Source organism: Oceanobacillus sp. CFH 90083 (genome assembly GCF_009389585.1).
Classification (GTDB): domain Bacteria; phylum Bacillota; class Bacilli; order Bacillales; family Amphibacillaceae; genus Oceanobacillus.
Genome location: NZ_VIYG01000026.1, coordinates 1 through 23,784, shown reverse-complemented (window position 1 = coordinate 23,784; position 23,784 = coordinate 1). Strand labels below are relative to the sequence as shown.

At 36.0% G+C, this 23,784-nt stretch carries 21 protein-coding genes; 3 read left to right on the top strand and 18 right to left on the bottom strand.

What is annotated here, in order from left to right; translation table 11 throughout:
* A partial coding sequence (locus tag FLK20_RS20645) for an adhesive domain-containing protein (RefSeq protein WP_370453224.1) occupies window positions 1-1,120 on the bottom strand: 1,120 nt, incomplete at its 3' end.
* Between the two features lie 1,184 nt (window positions 1,121-2,304).
* On the opposite strand from FLK20_RS20645, the gene FLK20_RS20640 reads away from it, so the two are divergent.
* The 3 genes from FLK20_RS20640 to rpiB all read left to right on the top strand — a co-directional run bounded on the left by FLK20_RS20640 (window position 2,305) and on the right by rpiB (window position 4,448).
* Window positions 2,305-2,670 (top strand): helix-turn-helix domain-containing protein, encoded by a 366-nt coding sequence (locus tag FLK20_RS20640; protein ID WP_152658490.1) that lies wholly within the window; start codon window positions 2,305-2,307, stop codon window positions 2,668-2,670.
* 255 nt (window positions 2,671-2,925) lie between these two features.
* Window positions 2,926-3,699, top strand: coding sequence for a triose-phosphate isomerase (tpiA, locus tag FLK20_RS20635; protein ID WP_152658489.1), 774 nt, complete (start codon window positions 2,926-2,928; stop codon window positions 3,697-3,699).
* 269 nt (window positions 3,700-3,968) lie between these two features.
* Window positions 3,969-4,448, top strand: a complete 480-nt coding sequence (gene rpiB / locus FLK20_RS20630) for a ribose 5-phosphate isomerase B (protein WP_152658488.1) — start codon at window positions 3,969-3,971, stop codon at window positions 4,446-4,448.
* Between the two features lie 280 nt (window positions 4,449-4,728).
* Here the strand turns inward: rpiB and FLK20_RS20625 are convergent, their stop codons facing one another.
* The 17 genes from FLK20_RS20625 to FLK20_RS20550 all read right to left on the bottom strand — a co-directional run bounded on the left by FLK20_RS20625 (window position 4,729) and on the right by FLK20_RS20550 (window position 23,594).
* Window positions 4,729-5,508 carry a DeoR/GlpR family DNA-binding transcription regulator gene (locus FLK20_RS20625; RefSeq protein WP_152658487.1) on the bottom strand — a complete coding sequence of 260 codons (780 nt, stop codon included), beginning with the start codon at window positions 5,506-5,508 and terminating at the stop codon, window positions 4,729-4,731.
* Window positions 5,509-5,815: 307 nt separating this feature from the next.
* On the bottom strand, window positions 5,816-7,825 hold the full coding sequence (gene tkt, locus FLK20_RS20620; RefSeq protein ID WP_152658486.1) for a transketolase: 2,010 nt from the start codon (window positions 7,823-7,825) through the stop codon (window positions 5,816-5,818).
* A 93-nt stretch (window positions 7,826-7,918) separates the two neighbouring features.
* Window positions 7,919-8,581, bottom strand: a complete 663-nt coding sequence (gene dhaL / locus FLK20_RS22050; protein ID WP_227995236.1) for a dihydroxyacetone kinase subunit DhaL — start codon at window positions 8,579-8,581, stop codon at window positions 7,919-7,921.
* A 30-nt stretch (window positions 8,582-8,611) separates the two neighbouring features.
* Entirely contained in the window at window positions 8,612-9,601 is a 990-nt protein-coding gene (locus tag FLK20_RS22045; protein WP_227995235.1) for a dihydroxyacetone kinase subunit DhaK, read from the bottom strand.
* A 79-nt stretch (window positions 9,602-9,680) separates the two neighbouring features.
* Window positions 9,681-10,583, bottom strand: coding sequence for a dihydrodipicolinate synthase family protein (locus FLK20_RS20610; protein ID WP_370453223.1), 903 nt, complete (start codon window positions 10,581-10,583; stop codon window positions 9,681-9,683).
* Window positions 10,584-10,596: 13 nt separating this feature from the next.
* Complete coding sequence (locus FLK20_RS20605; protein ID WP_152658485.1) at window positions 10,597-11,589, bottom strand: C-terminal binding protein; 993 nt, start codon at window positions 11,587-11,589, stop codon at window positions 10,597-10,599.
* A 15-nt stretch (window positions 11,590-11,604) separates the two neighbouring features.
* On the bottom strand, window positions 11,605-12,876 hold the full coding sequence (locus FLK20_RS20600; RefSeq protein ID WP_152658484.1) for a TRAP transporter large permease: 1,272 nt from the start codon (window positions 12,874-12,876) through the stop codon (window positions 11,605-11,607).
* A 14-nt stretch (window positions 12,877-12,890) separates the two neighbouring features.
* Window positions 12,891-13,418: a TRAP transporter small permease gene (locus tag FLK20_RS20595; RefSeq protein WP_152658483.1), complete on the bottom strand. Its 528-nt coding sequence runs from the start codon at window positions 13,416-13,418 to the stop codon at window positions 12,891-12,893.
* Window positions 13,419-13,513: 95 nt separating this feature from the next.
* A complete protein-coding gene (locus FLK20_RS20590) occupies window positions 13,514-14,545 on the bottom strand; it encodes a TRAP transporter substrate-binding protein (protein ID WP_152658482.1) in 1,032 nt (343 codons plus the stop codon).
* 18 nt (window positions 14,546-14,563) lie between these two features.
* Window positions 14,564-15,460, bottom strand: coding sequence for a sugar phosphate isomerase/epimerase family protein (locus FLK20_RS20585; protein WP_194165711.1), 897 nt, complete (start codon window positions 15,458-15,460; stop codon window positions 14,564-14,566).
* Complete coding sequence (locus tag FLK20_RS20580; protein WP_152658480.1) at window positions 15,453-16,286, bottom strand: sugar phosphate isomerase/epimerase family protein; 834 nt, start codon at window positions 16,284-16,286, stop codon at window positions 15,453-15,455. Before FLK20_RS20580 ends, FLK20_RS20585 begins: the two co-directional genes overlap by 8 nt.
* A gap of 998 nt (window positions 16,287-17,284) precedes the next feature.
* Complete coding sequence (locus FLK20_RS20575; protein WP_152658479.1) at window positions 17,285-18,280, bottom strand: dihydroxyacetone kinase subunit DhaK; 996 nt, start codon at window positions 18,278-18,280, stop codon at window positions 17,285-17,287.
* Between the two features lie 111 nt (window positions 18,281-18,391).
* Window positions 18,392-19,195, bottom strand: a complete 804-nt coding sequence (locus FLK20_RS20570) for a class I fructose-bisphosphate aldolase (RefSeq protein WP_152658478.1) — start codon at window positions 19,193-19,195, stop codon at window positions 18,392-18,394.
* A 203-nt stretch (window positions 19,196-19,398) separates the two neighbouring features.
* Complete coding sequence (locus FLK20_RS20565) at window positions 19,399-20,397, bottom strand: PdxA family dehydrogenase (RefSeq protein WP_152658477.1); 999 nt, start codon at window positions 20,395-20,397, stop codon at window positions 19,399-19,401.
* 49 nt (window positions 20,398-20,446) lie between these two features.
* Window positions 20,447-21,958, bottom strand: coding sequence for a tripartite tricarboxylate transporter permease (locus FLK20_RS20560; RefSeq protein ID WP_152658476.1), 1,512 nt, complete (start codon window positions 21,956-21,958; stop codon window positions 20,447-20,449).
* Window positions 21,959-22,030: 72 nt separating this feature from the next.
* Window positions 22,031-22,549, bottom strand: coding sequence for a tripartite tricarboxylate transporter TctB family protein (locus FLK20_RS20555; protein ID WP_152658475.1), 519 nt, complete (start codon window positions 22,547-22,549; stop codon window positions 22,031-22,033).
* A 58-nt stretch (window positions 22,550-22,607) separates the two neighbouring features.
* Window positions 22,608-23,594 (bottom strand): tripartite tricarboxylate transporter substrate binding protein, encoded by a 987-nt coding sequence (locus FLK20_RS20550; protein WP_152658474.1) that lies wholly within the window; start codon window positions 23,592-23,594, stop codon window positions 22,608-22,610.
* Window positions 23,595-23,784: the final 190 nt, after the last annotated feature.

The following is a 23,784-nucleotide window of genomic DNA, read 5'->3' as shown; positions in this document are numbered from 1 at the left end:
AATCAGAGTCGCTGTCTGAATCAGAGTCACTGTCTGAATCGGAATCCTCATCAAATGTAATTACATCACTAGATTCAAGGCTAGTCAGTAGCTGTAAATCAATTGCAGCAGTCTGCACTCCAGCACCATAAACATCTACATCTCCTGAAACACCTGCTGGATTATCTACCAAGGCATTTAGGCTTACATTTGTTGTACCCAGTACTTGTGCACTTGCAAGTACATTAGCAATATCAATAACTCCATCTCCAAGATCATTAATAGCTGGTTGTACAACAGTTGTTACCAATCCACTTAATGTATCAAGAAGTGGATTAACTACACTGGACCCCGGTCCAGAAATACTTAAGTTATTAATCGCGTCGATAATTTCGTTAAGTGCTTGTACTACAAGATCCTGTATCGCTGTTTCCAAATATTGACCAAGTCCATTTGATATGTTGACAACAAGTTCTCCATTTGGACCAACAGTCACTTCAACTTCATCCGAGTAAGATGTTAAATCTTGCAGAGCTACATTAAGATTATTCACAACATCTAATGAAGCAGTTAACTCTTCTAAGCCGTTTACTGTCCAAAGAGGATTAAGATTAACAAGATTTACTATTTCTTGTACCGTTGAACTCAGCCCTTCTGTTACAGTTCCAACAAGGTTATAAACCCCTGGCAAATCTTGCTCAAGGTTTAATGGCAGTAAATCTAATTGAACAGTAGCCGTTCCATTCGGGGATAATTTACCAGCAAGTTCATCTGCATAGAAAATAATATTCTTTTCTGGGTCAATAGCTTGAACACCGGTAGCATTTCCAGATAGATTCAGAGCTAAATTGTAGAAATTAGGATCTTCTGAATCAGTTAAAGTCGCATCTACATTAACATCAGATAATAGTTGTACCTCCGCTAAACTAGCAAATGGAGCAACATTTGCAATAGCAGCTGATGCAGTAATGTTAGGATTTGTTAAAGCATTTCCAGCATTTGCACTTGCAGCAGCAGGTAATGTATTAAAAGCTAATAAAGAAGCTGCCGCTGAAGTAGCAAAAACTTTTCTCATCTTGTTCTTTCGACTTACTTTCTTCGCTTGCATCTTACGCTTATAATCAAAATTCTTTTTACTCAAATTCTCAACCCTTCCATTTCTTCTTTTCTAATCCACCTTCTATAACCACCGAACAACAACGAAATAAACCTGCTATGCACTATAACCTGAAATGAAACGCCTCCTTATGTCATATAGTTATGTCGTTTAGCTAATTTCTAAGATGACTGAATCAATTTCGAATTAATGTATGTATATTAGCTAAAATACGAAGCTTTAGATAATTTTCGTTGATGTTGATAGTGATAACATTGATAGAAATAAAAAAGACCTGTCAAAAGCATCTAAATAATCACAAGCTTTTTAAATAAATTAACTTTTTAAATTAATCTATATTAAAAATACATAGAGCTTTTTTAAGTCCTTTTAAAATTAATTTAAAATTGCCAGATGTAATTAAAATCATTACTCCATCTATCAAACTATCAAACGAAAATTATAATTAGCAAAAAGCATATAAATCTTTTTCTAATTAAAAACATTCTATACAAATTTTATACACTATGTGAACCCCGGGACTTTTAACCTTAATTTATAATTATTTTTTCTTTTTAGAGGAAACCTATATTTTCTAAACCTTCAAACATTACTAGAATACACTTTTATAGCTATTTCCTGGCGTTTAGCACCAATTATTTACACCCGACTAAATATACCTAATTTTCATTCTAGTTTGATATAAAATCAAGCTATTAGACCTTATGATTATATAAAAAACTTTTTCCATCATATCAAATTACCCATACCTATTAGATTAATTTTCTTGAATAATGAATTATATTTCCTTATAGAAGACATTCTTCTTCTAAATTATTCCTTTCCAAAAAAATCCTTGTATGATAGGGATGACACATTTATTTTTTTGCAATATGTAGCTATTTCTTTCTTGATAATAAGTTTATATTCTAAATCTTTTATTTTGTAATATTTTTTAAAATAGTTAAATAACCCATTTTTTTTATAATTTCCGGGTATATAATTAGATATATATGCCTAAAAACCATTCTTTTTCTATATAATCTAGATGCCACCTTATAGCGCCTTCTGTTTCTATTTTTTGCTAAATGGACTATCTACCTTCCCCAGCTTTTCAAAAGACTATCTTTCCCATGCATATTAAAACAGCTTCTTAATACCTGTAATTATTTTTCATTCTACATTATATGCTATAATTAATTTCTAAAATAGAAATCAAGAGGTGCACCATGCATACCGGTCAACGAATTATACAATTACGCCTCCAAAAGAATTGGACACAAAAAGAACTGGCGAAGCGTGTACATATTAATGTCAGTGTCATGAACAGAATCGAGTCTGGTGACCGCCCGATCAAAGATAGTGAATTAATAGCAATCGCAGATATTTTGAAGGTTACAACAGACTACCTGTTAGGCAGGGCAGAAGCACCTGAATGCAGAGAGACAAAACAAGAAAATGAATTTGTTAAACGCATTCAAAAGAAAAACCCTGCTGCAGAAGCGATGCTGCGTGATATGGCAACACTCACACCGGAAGAGATGCAGGATGTTTATGATTATCTGCTTTTCAAAAAAAGCAGAAGGAAGGATTGAGCATGTTTTTCGCATCTGATCATTTCAAATGATATTGGTACAATAATTTAAAAAGCACCAAACCATTCATTTATACTGCTACGCTTTAAAATTTCTTGAAAGGGGTGATGTTATTTTCAAGATCCAAATCCGTTTACCTCCAGCGGACTTGCAATTTCTTGGAAGCTGATAATAAAAACGTCTATCCAAGGAGGAAAATAAAATGATGCCAGACAAAATGGTAACGCATTCAAAAGGGAAAGTGGGAATAATCGTATGAGAAAACCAGTTGTTGGAATCAGCTACAAAACATATGTCAACACCATTGATAAAGCAACAGAATTAGTAAAAGCCTTAGCAGATGTTACCGAAGATGAAAAAGAAGTAGAAAAATTTGTCTTCCCCTCTTTAGGGGTCATGTATCCTGTCGCACAAGTTTTAAAAGGATCTGAGATTGCTTTTGGCGCACAAAATATTTCTCCATATGAAAACGGAGCTTATACAGGAGAGGTTTCTATTGAATCCATCATCGATATGGGTGGAACGCATATCGAAATTGGCCATGCAGAGCGACAAAGTATTTTTCACGAAACACTGGATATGATTCATTTAAAAACAAAACTAACTCTGGAAAAAGGACTGACTCCTGTTTTATGTATTGGGGAAAGAGAGCGTCTGGATAACAAATCAGGTCGAAAGCAAGTGTTGAAGGAGCAAATCCTCACTTCCTTTGGCGAAGTAGATGCAGCACTTATCGAAAAGGTTATCCTGGCTTATGAACCAGTTTGGGCAATCGGACAAGCCGAAGCAGCTGATGCAGCATACGTACATCAGACACACGAAATCATCCGCGAGATTGTCAAGGAAGCTTATAGCGCAGAAGCAGCAGAAGCTATCCGCATTATTTATGGCGGTTCCGTAAGCAAAGATAATGTTTATGAAATTACTACTCATAATGATGTAGATGGCGTCTTTATCGGTCGATTTGGCCATGATCCTGCAAATTATAAGCAAATTCTGCATATTGTAAAACAAGTAAAATCAAAATGAAAATAAACGAAATAAAATATCAACTTGATAAAAAGCAATAAAAAACTTTAAAGCCTTCGTATATTTAAATAATATATACCTTACGAAAAGAATCCTATCTTCCGTATAACTGCACGCTGCCGAAGTAGAGATACTTTCCTTAAGTATGCACATTAATTTTCATTTGTTATCAAATTAATTAAAAACGAAAATAAAAGTTGATAAAAGAAAATTATAAGTATATAATGAAAGTAGATTAAATATTTAAATATACGGGAGGCATTTGCATAATGAAAATTGGTATTGGTGCAGATCACAACGGATATGAATTAAAAGAAACGTTAAAGAAGTTTATAGAAGAAACAGATCATGAAGTAGTGGACTTTGGCGCTCATTCCAGCGATGCTGTTGACTATCCTGATATTGCTTTTAATGTAGCAGAAGCAGTCAGCGAGAAAAAAATAGAACGCGGGATTCTTGTTTGCGGAACTGGTCTTGGCGTTGCGATTGCAGCTAACAAATATCCAGGGATCCGTGCAGCCACAACGCATGATACGTACTCTGCAGAACGCGCTCAATTAAGTAATAACGCTCAAATCATCGCACTGGGAGCTCAAGTTATTGGGCCGGAATCAGCTAAAAAAGTAGTTGCAGCTTATTTAAATGTAGCATGGTCCGGCAGCTCCCAGCGTAAGGTTGACCAAATTGTAGACAAAGAGAGCCAGTTCCTTGACCAAAATTTCAAAGATGCAGCAAAAAGCTCGTGCTAAAAGCTCCACCAGCACATTTACGAATAAAAGCACTGTACGAAAATTATTTTTGTACAGTGCTTTTCATTAAAATTTATATTACTAATTCCATCACAGCGTAATCAGTCCGCCCGGCTGCAATACTTCCACTTCAACAAGGATAGAGAAAAATCGAAAGCCGGGCGCAGCCAGTAACGATCTGATTGGTTCAAAGACTTTTAGATGGCCGTTTTTTGATCATACCTTTAGTTGCATACCTTGTGGTACCAGCACCCAGAACCCCATTGAATGAAGTTTCACTTTATAAAGCTGAAATCACCTGGATATTATGATCTACCAGAATCCGCTCCGTACCCGAATCAATGGAATCGTTTGTAATAAGTACATCGATCTGATTAGTTCTTGCAAATGGAGCACTGGAGGTAACCCCAATTTTAGAATGATCAATGACAGCAACAATTTTCTGCGCTTTATTAACCATATGCTTTTTTAACTCCACCTCATATAAATTAAAATCCGTCAAACCATTTTCCACTGAGAAGCCATTGGCAGAGGTAAACAAAATATCAATATGAAGCTTATCTAACAGCTCCACACCAAGTGTTCCCTCCATTGTCGTAGAGCCTTTTGTCACCACCCCGCCAATTAAAATAACCGTAATATTCGGGTTATCCTTTAATTCCAACGCTGTTTGAATCCCGCTTGTTACCACTGTCAGCCGAATCATTTTTTCATTTAGGTAACGTGCTAATTCCAAAGCTGTTGAGCTGGCATCCAGCAGGATACATTGCTTTTCTTCAATGAGCTGAAAAGCTTCCTTAGCGATCAATGATTTTTCTTTACGGTTTCTTTTTTCACGTACAGAAAAACTCGTATCATAGTCAACTTCACTCTGCTGGTTCAACATCGCCCCGCCATGAGTACGAGTTAACAGACCGTTCTTCTCCATTTTATTTAAATCCGTACGCAAGGTTGCTTCAGACACACCAATCTGATCCGACAATTCTTTTACAGTCAGCCGCTGCTTATCATGCAGAAGTTCCATTATCTTGTTTCTTCTTTCCGTAACAAACATTTTCATCATCCGTCATCCTCGCAAAAAAGTATCTATTCCTGTCCCTGATTAGTCTATAGTTATATATATTGTATTATATCATAAAGTGAATAAATAAAATAATAAATGAAAGTGATTGATAATTTCATTTTGGATAATAAGACTTCTTTGTTATAAGCTTTGCATGCATATTTTCAGACATAATAAAAAGTAAATGAAATATCCTCTATCTATTAGAGTCGATTCGCACGCGATTCTTAACAGACGAGGATATAATGAGTTTGGTTAACGCTGGTTACATAGGGATTAGCTTATAACAAACTTGCTGCGGCCTCTAAGCAAATAATCTCTCTACCTTTGCTACAATATTTTCAACACTGAAGCCGTATTCTTCGATTAACTTATTTCCATTTCCAGAAGCTCCAAACGTATCTATCCCAATAATTTCCCCATGCTCACCGACATAACGATCCCAGCCAAAGGAGGATGCCATTTCAATTGCAACCCGTTTTTTCACGTTTGGCAGCAGAACACTTTCCTGATAGGACGATGCTTGTGCTTCAAAACGATCCCATGATGGCATACTTACCACGGAAACATCTATATTTCTGTCACGTAAAGCTTTTTGAGCCTCTACAGCCAATTGCACCTCAGAGCCGGAAGCTAACAGGATAGCGTCAGGTTCATCTTGAGAAGCATCGCTAACAACATAAGCACCTTTCTTAACACCTTCATAAGCACTTTCTTGTGTTCCTGGTAAGGTTGGCAGATTTTGACGAGATAACACTAGAGCCGTTGGCTGATCCGTTGATTCCAGAGCCAACCTCCATGCTGCCTGCGTTTCATTTCCATCCGCAGGTCTAATCAAAGACAACCCGGGCATTGCCCGGAATGAAGCCAGATGCTCCACTGGTTCATGGGTTGGGCCATCCTCACCCACTGCAATAGAATCATGCGTCCAGACATATGTCACCGGCAATTTCATTAAAGACGACAGTCTTACTGCAGGTCGTAAATAATCACTAAACACAAAGAATGTACCGCCAAATACCTTTAATCCTCCATGGAGCGCCATTCCATTAAGTGCTGCCGCCATCGCAAATTCACGAACGCCAAACCAAATATTTCTCCCGCCATAATCAGCCTTTGAAAAATCAGATCCATCCTTTATTGTTGTTTTATTAGAGCCCGCTAAATCCGCACTTCCTCCAATAAAATTAGGCACATTCTTCGCAATGGCATTTAAAACTTCACCAGATGAAGCTCGCGTTGCAAGAGAAGAACCCGTTTCATAGACAGGAAGATTCTCAGCCCAATTATCAGGAAGCTCTCCCTTTATCGCTGATTGTAATTGCTTCCCTTCTTCCGGGTATTTATCTATATAAGCTTGAAGCAGCTCCTGCCAATCGCTTTCTGCTTTTGCGCCTTTTTCCACGACTTTATTTTTAAAATCTTCGTATACTTGTTCTGGAACATGAAAAGCGTCATATTCCCATTTATAATTTTCTTTCGTCAGTTTTGTTTCTTCTTTGCCAAGTGGAGCTCCATGCGAAGAAGACGATCCAGATTTGTTTGGCGATCCATATCCAATTACTGTTTTAACTTCAATCAATGTCGGCTGCTCTGTATTTTGCTTAGCCGCTTCCATCGCTGTTCTTAATGCACGTATATCATTGCCGTCTTCCACCCGAATAACTTCCCATCCGTAGCTTTGAAAACGTTCCTGTACATTCTCTGAAAAGGATCTGTCTAAATCACCATCTAGCGAAATATCATTGGAATCATACAAGACAACTAATTTCCCTAATCCAAGATGTCCGGCCAAAGAAGCAGTCTCATGAGAAATTCCTTCCATTAAATCTCCATCACCTACAAGTGCGTATGTATAGTGATCAACAACTGGAAAATCAGATTTATTATACGTTTCTGCTAAATGCGCCTCTGCTATCGCCATTCCCACTGCAGTTGCAACACCTTGCCCAAGTGGGCCTGTCGTTGTTTCTACGCCGTCAGTATGATGTGCTTCCGGATGACCTGGAGTTTTGGAATTCCACTGACGAAAACCTTTGATATCATTTAACGATAAGTCATAGCCAGATAAATGAAGCAAGCTATACAAAAGCATGGAACCATGACCAGCCGATAGGACAAAACGATCCCGGTTAAACCACTTCGAGCTTTTGGGATGATGTTTCATAAATTCTGTCCAAAGCGTGTAAGCCATTGGTGCTGCTCCCATAGGCAGACCCGGATGCCCCGAATTTGCTTTTTCAATGGCATCAATGGATAGTGTGCGAATTGTGTTAATGGATAATTGCTCTGTCGATACTGTTGTATTTGTCATTATTTTTCTTCCCTTCTATTCATCTATTTAATCTAAATACTTATATTATTAAAGAGACACTCAACTGAAATGCCTCTTTAACATCATCTAATTCTATTTACTTGCTTGTTCTAACCATTCTCGCATCGATTTGAAGATAATCCACACACTTGTAGCTCCAGCATCCTGATGACCAACGGCTCTTTCTCCTAATGATTTTGCTCTTCCAAATTTTGCAATGTATTCCTTAGAATTTTCTACACCTTCTGCGGCATTTTCTTCCGCTTTTTTTAAAGCTTCTAAAAGCGCAGCAGAATTAGAAGCACTCTCTTTTAATCCATTGACAGCAGGCTCTAATGCATCAATCATTGTTTTATCACCAAGACTCGCTTTCCCTCGCTCTTTAATTGCCTGTAAAGATGCTTCAAAGATTTTGGCAAGTACATCTGCATCTAATTCCGTTTTCTGCTTCAGATTTTTAACTCCTCCGAGAAACATCGTGCCAAAAATAACACCTGACGCTCCTCCCATAGACTGAACCATCGACATTCCAGTAGTTTTAAACACCTCGTTAATGGTAGTAAATTCTTTGTCCTTCAGGTTCTCTTCTACCTTTGTAAAACCGACAGACATGCCAATACCATGATCTCCATCACCAATGGCACTGTCCACTTTTGTCAAGAATGGCTTGTTTTCTTTAATTTTCTCTCCTGCATAAAGAATCATTTCTCTCACTTGTGCAGCATCTAAAGCAGTAACGCTTGCTTCCATTGTCATATTTCATTCCTCCTACTAATTTAGATAGCATTATTTTTTATAATACGGTGCATTTGCAGGCGCATCATAATATGCTTTCAATTCACTATCCAATTTCAATAATGTAATCGAAAAGCCACCCATTTCTTGTGTCGTACAATAGTTATTAACATCAATATCGTGTATATGGATTCCTTTTTCATCTAATATTTGCGCTACTCTCCGATTAACGATAAATAGTTCCATTAAAGTAGTTGAACCAAGACCATTAATTAACACACAAACTTCATCATCAGATGTCAGTTTACTCTCATCTAATAATTTCTCTAACAATTTGTCTGTGAGTTCATCGGCAGGCATTAATTTGGTTCGTTCCATTCCTGGTTCTCCATGAATCCCCATCCCTAATTCAATTTCATCATCTGCTAATGTAAAAGTAGGTTCACCAGAATCAGGAATAGTCCCTGGTGACAGCGCTACACCAATCGAATAAGTATGTTCATTTGCTTTTTGTGTTGCTGCTGTTACTTCTTCTAAAGAAAGACCTCTCTCAGCAGCAGCTCCTGCCACCTTAATCACAAACAAATCTCCAGCAATTCCGCGACGGTCTTCTTTTCTCTCTACAGGAGCAGATACAACATCATCTGTCACTTTTACCGTTGTTGTTGTCACATCATCAAATTCAAGTAACTCCGCCGCCATATCGAAATTGAGCACATCCCCCGCATAGTTCCCATATATGAATAGAACACCTTTGCCAGAATCTACTGCTTTCGCTACTGCTTGAACAGTATCTGGTGTAGGAGCTGCAAACACATTTCCAACTGCCACTCCATCGGCCAGCCCGTCTCCAACAACTCCAAAGAAAAGAGGTTCGTGACCACTTCCTCCACCAGTAACAATCGCAACTTTATCTTTTAATTCTTTCTTTATAATGCCATTAACACCATCAACTTTTTGAAAACTTTCCTGATGGGCAATCATAATTCCTTCCAACATTTCTTTTACTACATTACTTGGGTTGTTGATTACTTTTTTCAAAAGAATTCACTCCCTTGTGTTCTTTTATGTATCGATTTACAAACCTCTCTCAGCTTTTTAAAGAAGAGAGATTTGTAGATTATAATAATTTAACAGATTTCAATATAGATGCTAATTCCTTCACTTTTTCTTCACTTAATTTTCCGCTTGGCGGCAGTACATGTGTCGAAATATCCAAACCTCTTAACTTCATTGCTTCTTTGACCACATTGATAAATGGTGAATCTAGCTTATATATGGTCGGAAGCAATGCCAGCGTTCGATGTAGTTCAATGGCTTTCTCAAAATCCTTTGCAACATATGCCTGATAAGTTCCTATAGCTACTTCTGGAGCAAAATTTGCACTTGCACATATTGCCCCATCACCTCCAAGAGTAAGCGTATTCAACAAATGATCATCGAAACCCGAAAATACACAGAAATCTTTATGCTCTGCCTTCACCGTAAAGATAATATCACGGATATGCGATACGGATTCGACCGTTTCTTTAATACCCACAATATTGTCATGTTGATTAGCCAGTTCCAAAACAAGTTCCGGGCTCAAATCCTGTCCAGTTAGATTCGGAAAATTATATAAAAGAACAGGTAATTGAACAGAGTTAGCAATGTCACCGAAATGGTGTAATAAATTCACTTCCGTCAGCTGCCAGTAATAAGGATTAATAACAACAATACCATCTGCTCCAATTTCTTCCGCATGTTTACTTAATAAAATAGCTTCTCTTGTATTTGAGCTGCCCGTCCCTATCAGTACCGGCACTCTTTTATTTACATAGTTCGTGGTAAATTCTGCAACTTCTTTTCTTTCTGCTGCAGACATTTGCGTGAACTCTCCACCGCTTCCCAGAAAGAACAGCCCATCGACACCAGCATCTATTAAATGATCTATAACCAACGCCATCCCTTTTGTATCCAGCTTGCCTTGTTCATTTAAAATAATTGAAACAGGAGGGATAATACCTTTGAATTTAATCATCATCGTCCAGCCTCCATTATCTTTCCTGAAAACGTAGCTCCGCTTTTAAATCTTTATTAACTACATATTTTGGGAAAAATCCTTCTAAAACATCCGCAACATTTTGTGCTGTCTTTTTCTTCAAATCAAGCTCGGATGAATCTGAATAGAACGACACATGTGGATTTAAGATAACGTTATCCATCTTTACTAATGGGTTATCTTGTTCAATCGGCTCAACTTCTACTACATCTAATGCAGCTCCAGCTATTTCTTTTTGCTCCAAAGCTTCAATAAGTGCCTTTTCATCAATAATTGGACCACGTGCAGTATTAATAATAACTGCATTACTTTTCATATTCTGAAATTGCTCTGTACTGATTAAACCCTTTGTATGCTTGTTCAACGGAGTATGTACCGAAAGATAATCAGCAGCTTTGCAAACCTCATTTAATTCCAATAACTCAATATCTAGACTCTTTGCAACTTCAACTGGAATAAAAGGATCATAAGCAACTACTTTCATTCCGAAAGCTTGTGCTTTTTTAGCTAAATATTGTGCTATATTCCCTAATCCCGCTAGACCTAGTACGCTTCCACGTAGTCTAAAAATAGGTTTGGAAATATTAAAGTCCCAAGTTCCACTCTTTACAGCATTATTTAATTCTACTAACTTTCTATTTGAACTAATCAATAAAGCAAAGGCATGATCTGAAACTTCATCTAAACAATAATCCGTAACGTTTGTAACCAATATTTTATTATCTGTTGCTGCATCAACGTCAATTGTATCGAAACCAATACCATATCTAGCAATTATTTTACAATTTTCTAAGCTTTCAATAACTTTTCTTGTGACAGGAGCATATTGATTGATAATACCATCCGCATCTTTAGCCACTTCTATAACTTCTTCTTCTGTTTTGCATTGTACAGCCACTACTTCCGCTCCTGCTTTTTCTAAGATTTCAATTTCTGGTTGAATTGTATCAAATTCATAATCTGTAATAACAACTTTAAATTTTCCCATTTAAACCACCTCAATTTAGTTTACTAATATTAATGAAATTTGTGGAACTAAAATTAAAAGTATCAATGTTAATAGCATCGCAACTAGAAATGGTAATACAGCTTTTGATAATACGCCAACAGAATAACCAGTTATTCCCGAAGCAACAAATAGGTTGACTCCTAATGGGGGTGTAATAAATCCAATTGCTAAGTTTACAACCATAATAATCCCAAAATGAATAGGGTCATATCCAATCTGTAATGCAACTGGTAATAAAATTGGTGTTAAAATGATAATCGCTGCAGTTGTATCCATAAAACACCCTACAATTAGTAAGAAAATCGCAATCATCATCATTATTATTACAGGACTTTCTGAAACTGAAATCATTGCCTGTGCAATCTTATTAGGGATCTGTTCAATTGTTAAAAATCTTCCAAATGCAGTTGCAGTTCCAACTATAATAAGAACAATACCTGTTGTTAGCGCAGAATCACAAAATACTTTTGGCAAATCTTTTATACTTAATTCTTTATACACAAACAAGCTGACAATTAACCCAAATACCACCGCAATTACAGCAGATTCTGTTGGGGTAAATAATCCACTATATATTCCTCCTAAGATAATTACAGGCATCATCATTGCCCACTTAGCATCCCACAGTGTTTTTCCAATCTTTTTAATAGATGTGGGCTCATCTATTCCTTGATAACCTTTTTTCCGTGAGTAAATGTATGCCCAAACCATCATCGCTAAACCAACCATGATCCCTGGAATAATCCCTGCTATGAAAAGATCACCAATTGATGTAGAACCAGTAACACCAAACATTATCATTGGAATACTTGGTGGAATGATTACACCGATTGATCCTGCTGCAGCTACAACTGCTGCTGCAAATCGTTTATCATATCCATTACTTACCATTGCTGGGATCATAACACTTCCTATTGCCGCAACTGTTGCAGGACCAGATCCGGAAATTGCAGCAAAAAACATACAAGTTATAATTGTTGCGATTGCAAACCCACCTGTTTTATTACCCACCAAAGAATTTGCAAAAGCAAATATTCTTTTAGAAATTCCCCCTTTTCCCATTACCTCTCCAGCTAGGATAAAAAAAGGCACCGCTAATAATGGAAAAGAGTCCAAAGAAGTTATCAATTCTCTTGCTAAAAAATCTATAGGAACACTACTCGAATATAAAATTGTTATCAATGTTGATAACCCTAGTGCAATACCAATCGGAATGGTTAGTAATAAAAAAATGGCAAAACTTCCAAACAAGACTGCTATTGTCATTAATCTTACACCCCCTAAGAAATCGATTGTTTAGTTATTTCTTGCTTTTTATCGTTTGGTAATTGATCAAAATTAATAAAATCTTTTATTTGTATAATTAGATTTTGTATTAAACGGATTAAAGTTAACCCAAACCCAACCGGAGTAGCAAGATAGACAAAGCCTATAGGTATACCAAGCGCTGCTGAAGTTTGTCCAAATCCTAAAAGTATAGAAGAAACTTCATAGCCATAAATTATAATAACTATGCTAAAAGCAATAAAAAAGACATTGGATACTATTGGCAAAATCAATTTATACTTACCTTTAAACAGGAGTAACAAAGCATCAATGGATATATGTTTCATTTTTTTAACTCCATAAGCAATACCAATATAAACCATCCAGATAAAAGTAAACCGTGCTAACTCTTCAGACCATGATAATGAATTTCCAAATGTACGCATGACTACTTGTAGAAAAGTTACAGAAACCATTAAAATTGATAACATTACTAATATTACTTCTTCTAGATAGTTGTTAATCGACTTTATTATTTTCAAATTACCTCCCCCTTCCGCCTAATAAATCCAATGGTATAAAGGGAGAGTTTTATAACTTAATCCTATTCTTTAAAAATCTCCCTAAACAAAGGTCATTAACTTGCTTCTTCTACAGCTTCGTATATTTGATTCACAATATCTTCTCCAATTTCCTGACTATAATCTTCAAGAAGCGGCTCAATAATAGTTTGCATTTCATTTCTAACTTCTTCTGATACTTCGTTAACTTCAATACCTTCTTCTACTAAACTTTCTAATGCTTCTTGATCTTGTTTATGGTTCTCTTCACGTTGATATTCCCCCGCTTCAAGTGCAGCTTCTTCTATTATTTGCTTATGTTCATCCGATAACTCATCATAAAACCCTTTACTTACAAGGAATAGATATGGTGTATATACATGCCGTGTTTCTGAAAGGTAATCTTGCACATCATGAAATTTTTGTTGATAAATTAATGGATTTGGATTTTCTTGCCCGTCTACAGTTCCTTGTTGTAATCCAGTATAAAGTTCCGTAAATGCCATTGGTGTTGGATTTGCACCTAATTCAGCAAAAACATCAATATGCAAATCACTCGACATCGTTCTTAATTTTAAACCACTTAAATCTTCTACACTTTCAATTGGCTGTCTGCTATTTGTAATATTTCGGAATCCATTCTCCCAATATGCCAGCCCTACCATATTCTTCTCATCAAACTTATCTAAAATTGCTTGTCCTGCCTCTCCGTCTAAGACTTCATGAGCAACTTCTCTCGTTGGAAAAAGAAATGGAAACCCTAATACGTTTACTTCTGATACAAATGGTGACAAATTCGCATCTGATGCCACTACAACTTCTTGAGACCCTAATTGCACAGCTTCTGCCATCTCACGATCATCACCTAATTGTCCACTATGATAAACTTCAACTTCAATACTTCCATCAGATTTCTCTTCAACAATCTCTTTAAACTTTTCTAAACCTAAATATGTTGAGTGCTCCTGATTTGCACCCGTACCAGCTCTCATAACTATTTGATCTCCAGAACCAGAACTCCCCTCTCCACCTTCTGCTCCGTTTCCAGATCCACAAGCTGCCAAAATAACACTTAATATCAAAAACAGCGATACTAATACTTTTTTCATTTCCAAGCCTCCATATTTTTAATGATGAAAATTATTTAATGATTTTTTCAATATACCCGTAATTATTTTTTCATTATTCATATAATTCACTGTGTCTCTTCCTCGTACTTCTACAGCCACGCGCAAGCCTTGTTCTTTTCTAATCTCCAGCTCAACCGCTTTCCTTAAAATAGAAGTAATTTTATCACCTGTCAGAAATCCTGGTTCCCCAACAGGCATATGATTATCACCATATAAGCTATCTTCCTTATTCAGAACTGCATTAGAAAAGTGAATTTGATGCGTTTCATGCTTTGCTGTTTCTAGAGCTTCATGAATATCTTCTCCATTTAAAGCGGCATGCGCCGTATCAAAAGCTAATCCAATATTTTCAAATTGCTTTTCTACACGATTAATTAATTCCACAGCCTCATTTGTCGGTCCCACTATTCGTTTCTTGTGTGTATCTCGATCCAATGGCTCTACTAAAACATTCATATTGTATATAGCAGCCTCTTCACAAAGTTCACATATGCTTTCATATAATCCTTCAATGGCATCTTTACGCCGCACAGCACCCGGATCTTCTCCAGTTACAAAAGCGATATTTGAAGCCCCGCACTCAGCAGCTCCATAAAGACTTTCTTTCAATTGTTTCACTGTCTCTCTTCTTAATTTAGAATCTAAGGAAGAAACATCTAGTCCATTTTTATCAATGATGAAAGTAAGCCACTGTGTTATTTCATAATTATTTGCTTTTGCTAAGCTCAAAATTTGCTTTCTCTCAGAAGATTGAGATACATCTCCAATTTCAAAAGAGCGATAAAAGCCTTCTTCCGATAATTGATTAATAATATCTGCCGTAAACCCTGCTTTATCTTTTACCGGAAAGAAAATTTCCGGAATCAGCAAAGAAGGAACAAATCGATTAGTCATTCTTCTCAACTCCATTTGCAATCGGTTTCAGTTTTTGTTCCACATATTTCCCAACATTTAAAATTACCTTATTCGGATCTTCCGCAGCTTCTTTCGTCTCCTCTTCAATCATTATCCAGCCTTGATAGCCATTATCCTTCAGCGTTTGTACAATATAAGGAAAATCAATATCCCCAGTGCCCATTTCCTTCCACTCATATTTGTCAGAACAATCCTTGAAGTGTACATGCTTGATAATAGAAAGATTATCTTTAATTATTTCTTCCGGAAGCATTCCTCCGGCTTTGATATGTCCTGCGTCAGGAGTATAACTCATATATGTCTTGTCCAGCAGTTCAAACAAAACATCGTAATCCTGCTTTGTTCGGAAATAAGACGTTTCAGGTGAAGCTGGATGAAAGGAAGCTTGCACTCTTTTTTCATATGCTCTTTTCCCCACAGCATTCGCACAAGCAATAATTTGCTTTTGCCGCTTTAAAAGATTGTCTCTATTAGGTCCGACACGTGATGGAAGATTCATCACCGCTCCCGGAAAATGTGTTAAATAGTTAATATAGTAGTCTGCGCGTTTTTTTTCTTCTTTTGTTTCTTCATCATTTGCCCAGGTAAAGGGAACAGTTAATGCGGCTAAATAAAGACCTCTTTCATCTAGTGCCTGCTTCAGCTTTTCAGGATTATTTTGATATCTCCCCAGCATGGCAACCTGCACGTCTATCCCTTGAAATCCAGCCTTATGTACGGTATCCATTACATCGTCTAAATAATCTGTCTCTTTATCATAATCCAGTTCCCAAGTTGATGTATGACAACCAAATTTAATACTCATTTGCAGTCCCCCTGTTTTGTAAAAAAGATGCAACTTTAAAATAGAAATTTGAAATCGGTTGCAAAATCCTTAAGTAAATATTATCATTTATTTTCGATTTGTCAATATTATTTTTATTTTTTATCGAAACACCCAATAATAATTGTTTTTTATTGATGATTATATTATAATTTATACTAATTTACCTTTTCGTGAAAGAGCTTTAAAGGCTTGCTTTTCCATCTAGCATAAAAATTCACTAACACGGACACAGGTAATATGGGCAAGAACCATGACAATGCTGCCCTCTAAACCTCAAGTGGCTCATTTTAAGTAAGCGAACTTGAATCACGAAACAACCGACTCCATATATTCAATTTAATTCAGGTAAATTGGGTACGAATATCAATGAATCTGTTTAGGCAAAATAATCACACAGAATATATCGATCGGAGACTATGTCATTTTATTAACGCGTAATACTGGCATATCTTTATCTTATCTGGTATATAAGAAATTAGTTTTTTTCGATCAGAATTAAGATTCAGCCTCCTATCTCTATAATCTCTTCATCAAAAAGTTATATTTTCTTATTAAAAACAAACAAGAAAAAGTAAAAATAATCGAAAATATTATTTGTAAAAATAATTATAGAGAAGATCGCTTCTTGAAGGATTCAACAAAATAACTATTAAATTATTTTTCTCTGGAGTTTTTCGAGAACTATATTTTGGGAGATGAGTTATCTGATGAAGATAAAAGTGTTTTTATAGGAAAAAATATGGTATCAGGGGAAGGTTTACCTCTATCGTTGGATAATTTTATTTTATGGTTGAAATCAAATATTATTTAAAATAAAGCAGTCATTATAAGAACCCTTTCTTTTCGGTGCGGATCCTTTGTACCTTATCAGAAAAGGGTTCTGTTTCATTATTTAATGCATTATTTATCTGCTGCAGCACACAGTAGATAAGGGATTGCAAGTTATTAAGCTTTTTCGTTGAATAATTCAGGATATATTATAATTTTTTATAATAAGGAGCTATTGCCGGAACATCATATAATGCTTTTAATTCATCATCTAACTGAAAGAGCGTAATGGAGAATCCTGCCATTTCCTGCGTTGTACAATAACTATTGGCATCCATAGCATATATAGTTATTTCTTTCTCCTCTAAAATTTCTCCTACTCTTCTATTAACAATCAATAATTCCATCAATGTTGTAGAACCTAATCCGTTAATTAAAACGCAAACTTCGCTGCCTTTGGTAATTGTACTCTCATCCAAGATTCTTTCCATCATAATATCGACTAGTTCATCCGCAGGCATCATTTTCTTTTTTTCTACTCCTGGTTCACCATGTATTCCTAAACCAAGTTCTATTTCATCCTCATCAAGAGTGAAATTGGGTTCTGTTTCACCCGGAATCGTTCCTGGTGAGAGAGCAACTCCCATTGAAAACGTATTATCATTCGCTTTCCTTGTTACCCGTACAACTTCTTCCAAAGCCATCCTTTGTTCAGCAGCCGCACCTGCAATCTTAATTACAAACATATCTCCAGCAATTCCTCTGCGTTCTTCTTTTCGTTCTGCAGGAGCAGAGGCTATATCATCACTTACTCGTACCGTCTCAACCTTCATTCCTTCCATTTCTAACAACTCAGCTGCCATGTCAAAGTTCAAAACATCTCCACTATAATTACCATAAACAAATATAACTCCTTGACCAGCGTGAATTGTTTTTGCAACTTCTGTAATTGTATCTGGAGTTGGTGCGGCAAATAAATTTCCTAAAGCAACTCCATCAGCTAACCCTTCTCCTATTAAGCCTAAAAACAAAGGTTCATGACCACTTCCACCACCTACCAGTACGCCTACTTTATTTTTTAAATTTTTGTACACAATTCCTGTATGATTTTCAAGCTTTTTATAGGAATGCTTATTCGCCATTACAAATCCATCAATCGTTTCTTGCACAGCATTATTTGGATGATTAATTACTTTCTTACTCATGACACTTTCTCCTCTCATGATTTAGTTATATGAATTAAATCAAGAAATGAACTTCTATTTACTTATCAGTGAAATAGTTTCAGTTACGATTACCATTTCAAATGAAGCGTTTTATCGACTTATTATACTGTGATAAATATCTAATGCTTCTTCCGGAGTTTGTTCAAGATGAATAATAGCATTTAGTCCCGCCACTACACCAACCGGATTAGGATCCAAGGTGATTTTCCTTCCAACTGCAACTCCCTTAGCTCCCGCCTCCATACAGTGATAAACATACTTAAAATACGCAAGAATATCTTTTGTTTCTGGTCCTCCTAAAACTAATACCGGTTTTTGAGCGGATTGAATAATTTCAGAATCCTCATCAGTCCCGGTTAATCTTGTCTTGATAACATCCGCTCCCAGTTCCGTTCCTACTCTTGATGCAGCTGCAATAAATTTGGTCTGATTAGACTCTGGTAAAGTGATATGGTAGCTATAAGGTAACGTTTCACAAAAATATGGCACATTCCAAATTTCTGATTCTCTTGCAATATTCCACGCTATTTGATGTGAATTCATTTCATTCTCTGACCCTGGGAAGGTCATTGTCATTACGCCATCAGCACCTAACTTCACCGCATCTTCAACAGATAAAAGCTGTGATGTTCTTGGAACATTGTTTTCAAATATTTCACTCGAAATATCAGCGCGAATAATCATTCCGAAATCAACAAAGGAGTTCATATACATTTTTGCCATACCGTAAGTAGTAATAACCGCATTTAAACCATGTTCTGCTAACTTAGGGAGAAGTTTTACTGTTTTATCAATTCCATCTACCTTAAGAGAAAAATAATAAGCATCAAGTGCAAGGATAATCGTTTTTCCATTCTTTGAAAATATTCTCGATAATCTTCTTTCTTTAGGCATATCACCCTGCTCCTTCAGATATATTTATCTACTAATTTTATTAATAAACTGTAATTCCTTTTCTAAAGACCAAGAAAAAACTCTACCTACACATTACTCTTTTGTAACTGCATGCTTTACTTTATTAATAAGATTTTCTACTGTGTTCTTTTATGTTGTAAACCTCTCTCCTTAAAAGAGAGATTTACAAAGTATAATAGCTATTATTTATAACCGTTATTAATTAACTTCACACATAGTTTTAATGACTCTTCCAAAGCATTCGAATCCGCAATTCCTTTACCAGCAATATCAAATGCTGTCCCATGGGCTGGAGTTGTAATCACGATTGGTAATCCCCCACTAATTGTGATACCTTTACTAAAACCTAATGTCTTCATTCCTATTTGAGCCTGATCATGATACATAGCAAGAAGGGTATTAAATGATTCTTTTTCTAACCTCAGAAACATTGTGTCTGCCGGGTATGGCCCATGTGCATCAACACCATTTTTCTTAGCTTCTTCAATCGCCGGAATAATAATATCATTCTCTTCATCACCTAATAGACCATTGTCTCCCGCATGCGGGTTTAAACCAGCAATTGCTATTTTCGGCTTGATACCTGCTTTTGAAACAATATCATTCGCAAAATAAATACTATTTAGCACACTTTCTTTTGTAATGTTTTCTGCCACTTCTTTTAAAGGTACATGTGACGTTACACGAGTAAACCATACATCGTTCATTACATTTACTTCACTAAAACCTGACTCTAACTCAAATACAGAAGCTACTAAATGGATATCATCCTTAAATTCATATCCGCCCTGGTACAATGCACTTTTATTCATGGAACCGTAAGATAAGCCATCTAACTTTTCATCTCTAGCTAAACTAAGAGCATACACTAAATTATCTCCTGCAGCTTTTCCTGATTCAGCAGATAAAACACCGTATTCAACATCTTCAGGATCAGTAGATTCTAAATCAATCAGCCATAAATTGCCCTTATCAGCATCCACCTCATCAATCGAATCCACTTTTTGATAATCTATTTTATTACCCGCTACCTCAGCACCTCTTTGAAAAATTCTTTCATCCCCTATTAAAATCCAAGTTGCCTGTTCTAAGATTTCGTTACTTGTCATTGCTTTTGCAACAATTTCTGGCCCTACTCCTGCTGCATCTCCATATAATAATCCAACTCGTGGTTTACTCATTTAAATTCCTCCAATATATAGTAAAAAGTTATATTTTATATACTTATTTTCAAGCAGAGTTATCGACCTTATTAACTTTTCTGTCTCTTATATATTTCATAATTATTGGTAAAAACAACATAATAATAGAGACTACAATTAACGTTAAACTAATTGGCCGAGTGAAAAATATCGAAAAATCACCATCAGACATTTGAACGGAACGCCGGAATTGACTTTCTGCAATCGGCCCTAAAACAACCCCCAAAATAATTGTAGCTAATGGAAATTTAAATCTTTCAAGTAGATATCCAATAATACCGAAAATCACCATTATAATAACGTCAAAGAAACTATTTCTTAGCGTATACGTTCCAATTAAACAAAGCACAACAATTAATGGACCTAAAACAGAGTATGGAACCTTGATTATTTTCTCGAATATTTTTATGAATGGAGTTGATAGAAATAACATCAAAATATTAGAAATTAACAGACCTGCAAAAATGGTATACATTAGAATTGGATCTGAATTGAATAACATTGGGCCAGGTTGCATTCCATGAAGTATAAATGCTCCAATTAAAATTGCAGCTGTCGCCCCTCCTGGTATTCCCAGCGATAGTAACGGAACTAATGTACCGATACCTGCAGAGTTACTAGCTGCTTCTGATGCAGCGATCCCTTTTGGATTTCCTTTACCAAAAGTGTCTTTTTCCTCTTTTTTAGACCAACGAACTGTTTCACTATATGCCAACATTGCAGCCGTTGTAGCTCCAACACCCGGCAAAATCCCAATAAACATTCCTATTACTGATGTACCTGCAATTGTCCCTCTGATTTTCTTAAATATCTCTCTTTCAAAAAGTTTCGTCTTTACTACTTTTATAGCATTTCCTAAATTATGAGATTCTGTACTTCGTTTAATAAACTCAGATAATGCAAAGAGTCCAGTAATTACGGGAATTAATTCAATACCTGATGTTAATGGTGTATAATTAAAGGTATATCGTAAAGTTCCTGTTAAGGCATCCATTCCCACCGTTGCAATCATCAAGCCAAATAAAACTCCTATTAACCCCTTCAAAATGTCTTTTCCGCTTAATGATGCTACAACTGTCAATCCCATGAAGGCTAAAGCAAAATATTCAGGTGATGAAAATGATAAAGCTACATTAGCAAGCAATGGTGTTAGAGTAATTAAGCAAAAAACTCCAAATAAACTACCAATAACAGCACTGATAATGGTAATTCCTAATGCGCGTCCGGCATATCCCTGTTGTGCCATGGGGTACCCATCATAAGTGGTAAAGATCGCTTCTGGTGTTCCTGGCGTACGAAGTAATATCGATCCGAAGGCACCAGATAATGCTGTAACCGAATAAATCCCTGTGAGTAATATAAAAGCTGCAGCTGGTTCAAAAGAATATGTAACTGGTAATAAAATAACAATTAACATCGTTCCACTTAACCCTGGTATTGCGCCGCCTATATAACCTATAACAATGGACAGAAATAACATTAATAAGTTCATTGGTTCAGTTACAACATTTAATATCCCTATCCATAAGTACTCTAGCATATTCTCCCTCCTTGACTTAAACGGTTGTTGTTAATATATTTTACAAATTCGAAATTGAATGGATTTACTATGTTAATAAAACAAGAAACTTAACTCTCTAAATATTCCTATTCCACGTGGAAGCGGAATCGACAGAACATTTGAGAACAGCAATACACATACTCCTGTTATTACTATTGAGAGGATCAATAATAATAATTTCTTTTTCCCACCCAACAATTGAATCAGTACAAATAAAAATATAATTGTTGAGAGGATAAAACCAATAAAGAATATACCTAATGCGTAAAGCATAATTGAAGACATAGATATTAAACTTAAAGGTATATTAAACAGTCTTCTCTCAGGCTCTTCAGACTCCTCAGTCCAAGTCATATTACCATTCACGATTCTCTTATGAGTTATAAAAGTTTTAATAATTCCCATAAAAGCAAAAACCAGCATCATTATTAAAATCATCATCGGCCAAAACTTTGGACCTAAAGTAGCTGTATTATTTGCAGAATGGATTTGTGTGGTAGCTGCTAAAAAGAAAATCGCAAACAAAATTACAATTCCATAAAATATATAATCTTTTTTATAAGAAGCCATACTTTCTCACTCCCTTTAATTAAACGCAAGAGAAGGAATGAACCCCCTCCAATTTAAGTTATTGTTGAAGCTCATCCATAATCACTTGATATTTTTCTATTAGTTCTTCTGTTCTCTCTTCAAAGTCTGCTGAATTTAACCATCCATCTCTTAAATGTAAATAGTTATCCTCTTCATACCTTTTATAGTCTTCAGACTCATATGCCTCTTTCATTGCATTTTCTAATATTTCAATAATTTCAGGATCAGTATCACTTTTAATATAGAAAGCTCGTTCATTACCATCAGTTAAGTCCCACCCTAATTCTACGGTAGTTGGTACATCTGGAAACTCATCAATTCTTTCTTCAGAAAATACTACCAATGGAACAATTGAACCATCATCTGCCAATGACTTCGTTGGACCAAACTCATCAACCATGGCATCTAAATGCCCACCAAGCACTCCAGCATGCATTTCTCCTGCTCCTTCCATTGGAACAAAGTTTAAGTCCATGTCGGCAGCCTGCTCTAACATAAATACAGTCATTTCATCCATACCTAATGACCCTGTTCCACCTACTGTCACCTGTCCCGGATTTTCTTCAACAGCTTCTATAAATTCTTCAATAGAGGAGAAATCTTCTGCATTCACCCATAATGCATAAGTATCATTTTGGAAGCGGGCAATTGGAGTAAAATCATCTAAACCATATGCATTTGTACCTGCAGCAGTTGTTATAGAAAAAGCCGCATCAGCAATTAATGTATATCCATCAGAAGGAGCATTATATGCATTCTGTAAAGCTACTACACCTGCCCCACCTTCCTGGTTAACAACATTAATATTAACATCCAGAATATCTTCCAGTTCATTCACAACAGCTCTTGCAAACAAATCCGTTCCTCCACCAGCGCCATGGCCAACTAATACTTCGATGTTTCTCGAGGGATAATTGGATGCTTCCCCTGATTCAGATGAAGCATCCGAATCGCCATTACATGCTGCTAAAAATATAGTAAAAATTGATATTAAAACTATAAAATAATTGATTTTCCGTTTCATTTTTAGTCCTCCTCGTACTATAATTTAAACTAATTTACAATCGGCTTTAGTTTTTCCCCGACATATTTCCCAACATTTAAAATTACCTTATTCGGATCATCCGCGGCCTCTTCTGTCTCTTCCTCAATCATGATCCAGCCTTGATAATCACTATCTTTTAGCGTTTGTACAATATAAGGAAAATCAATAT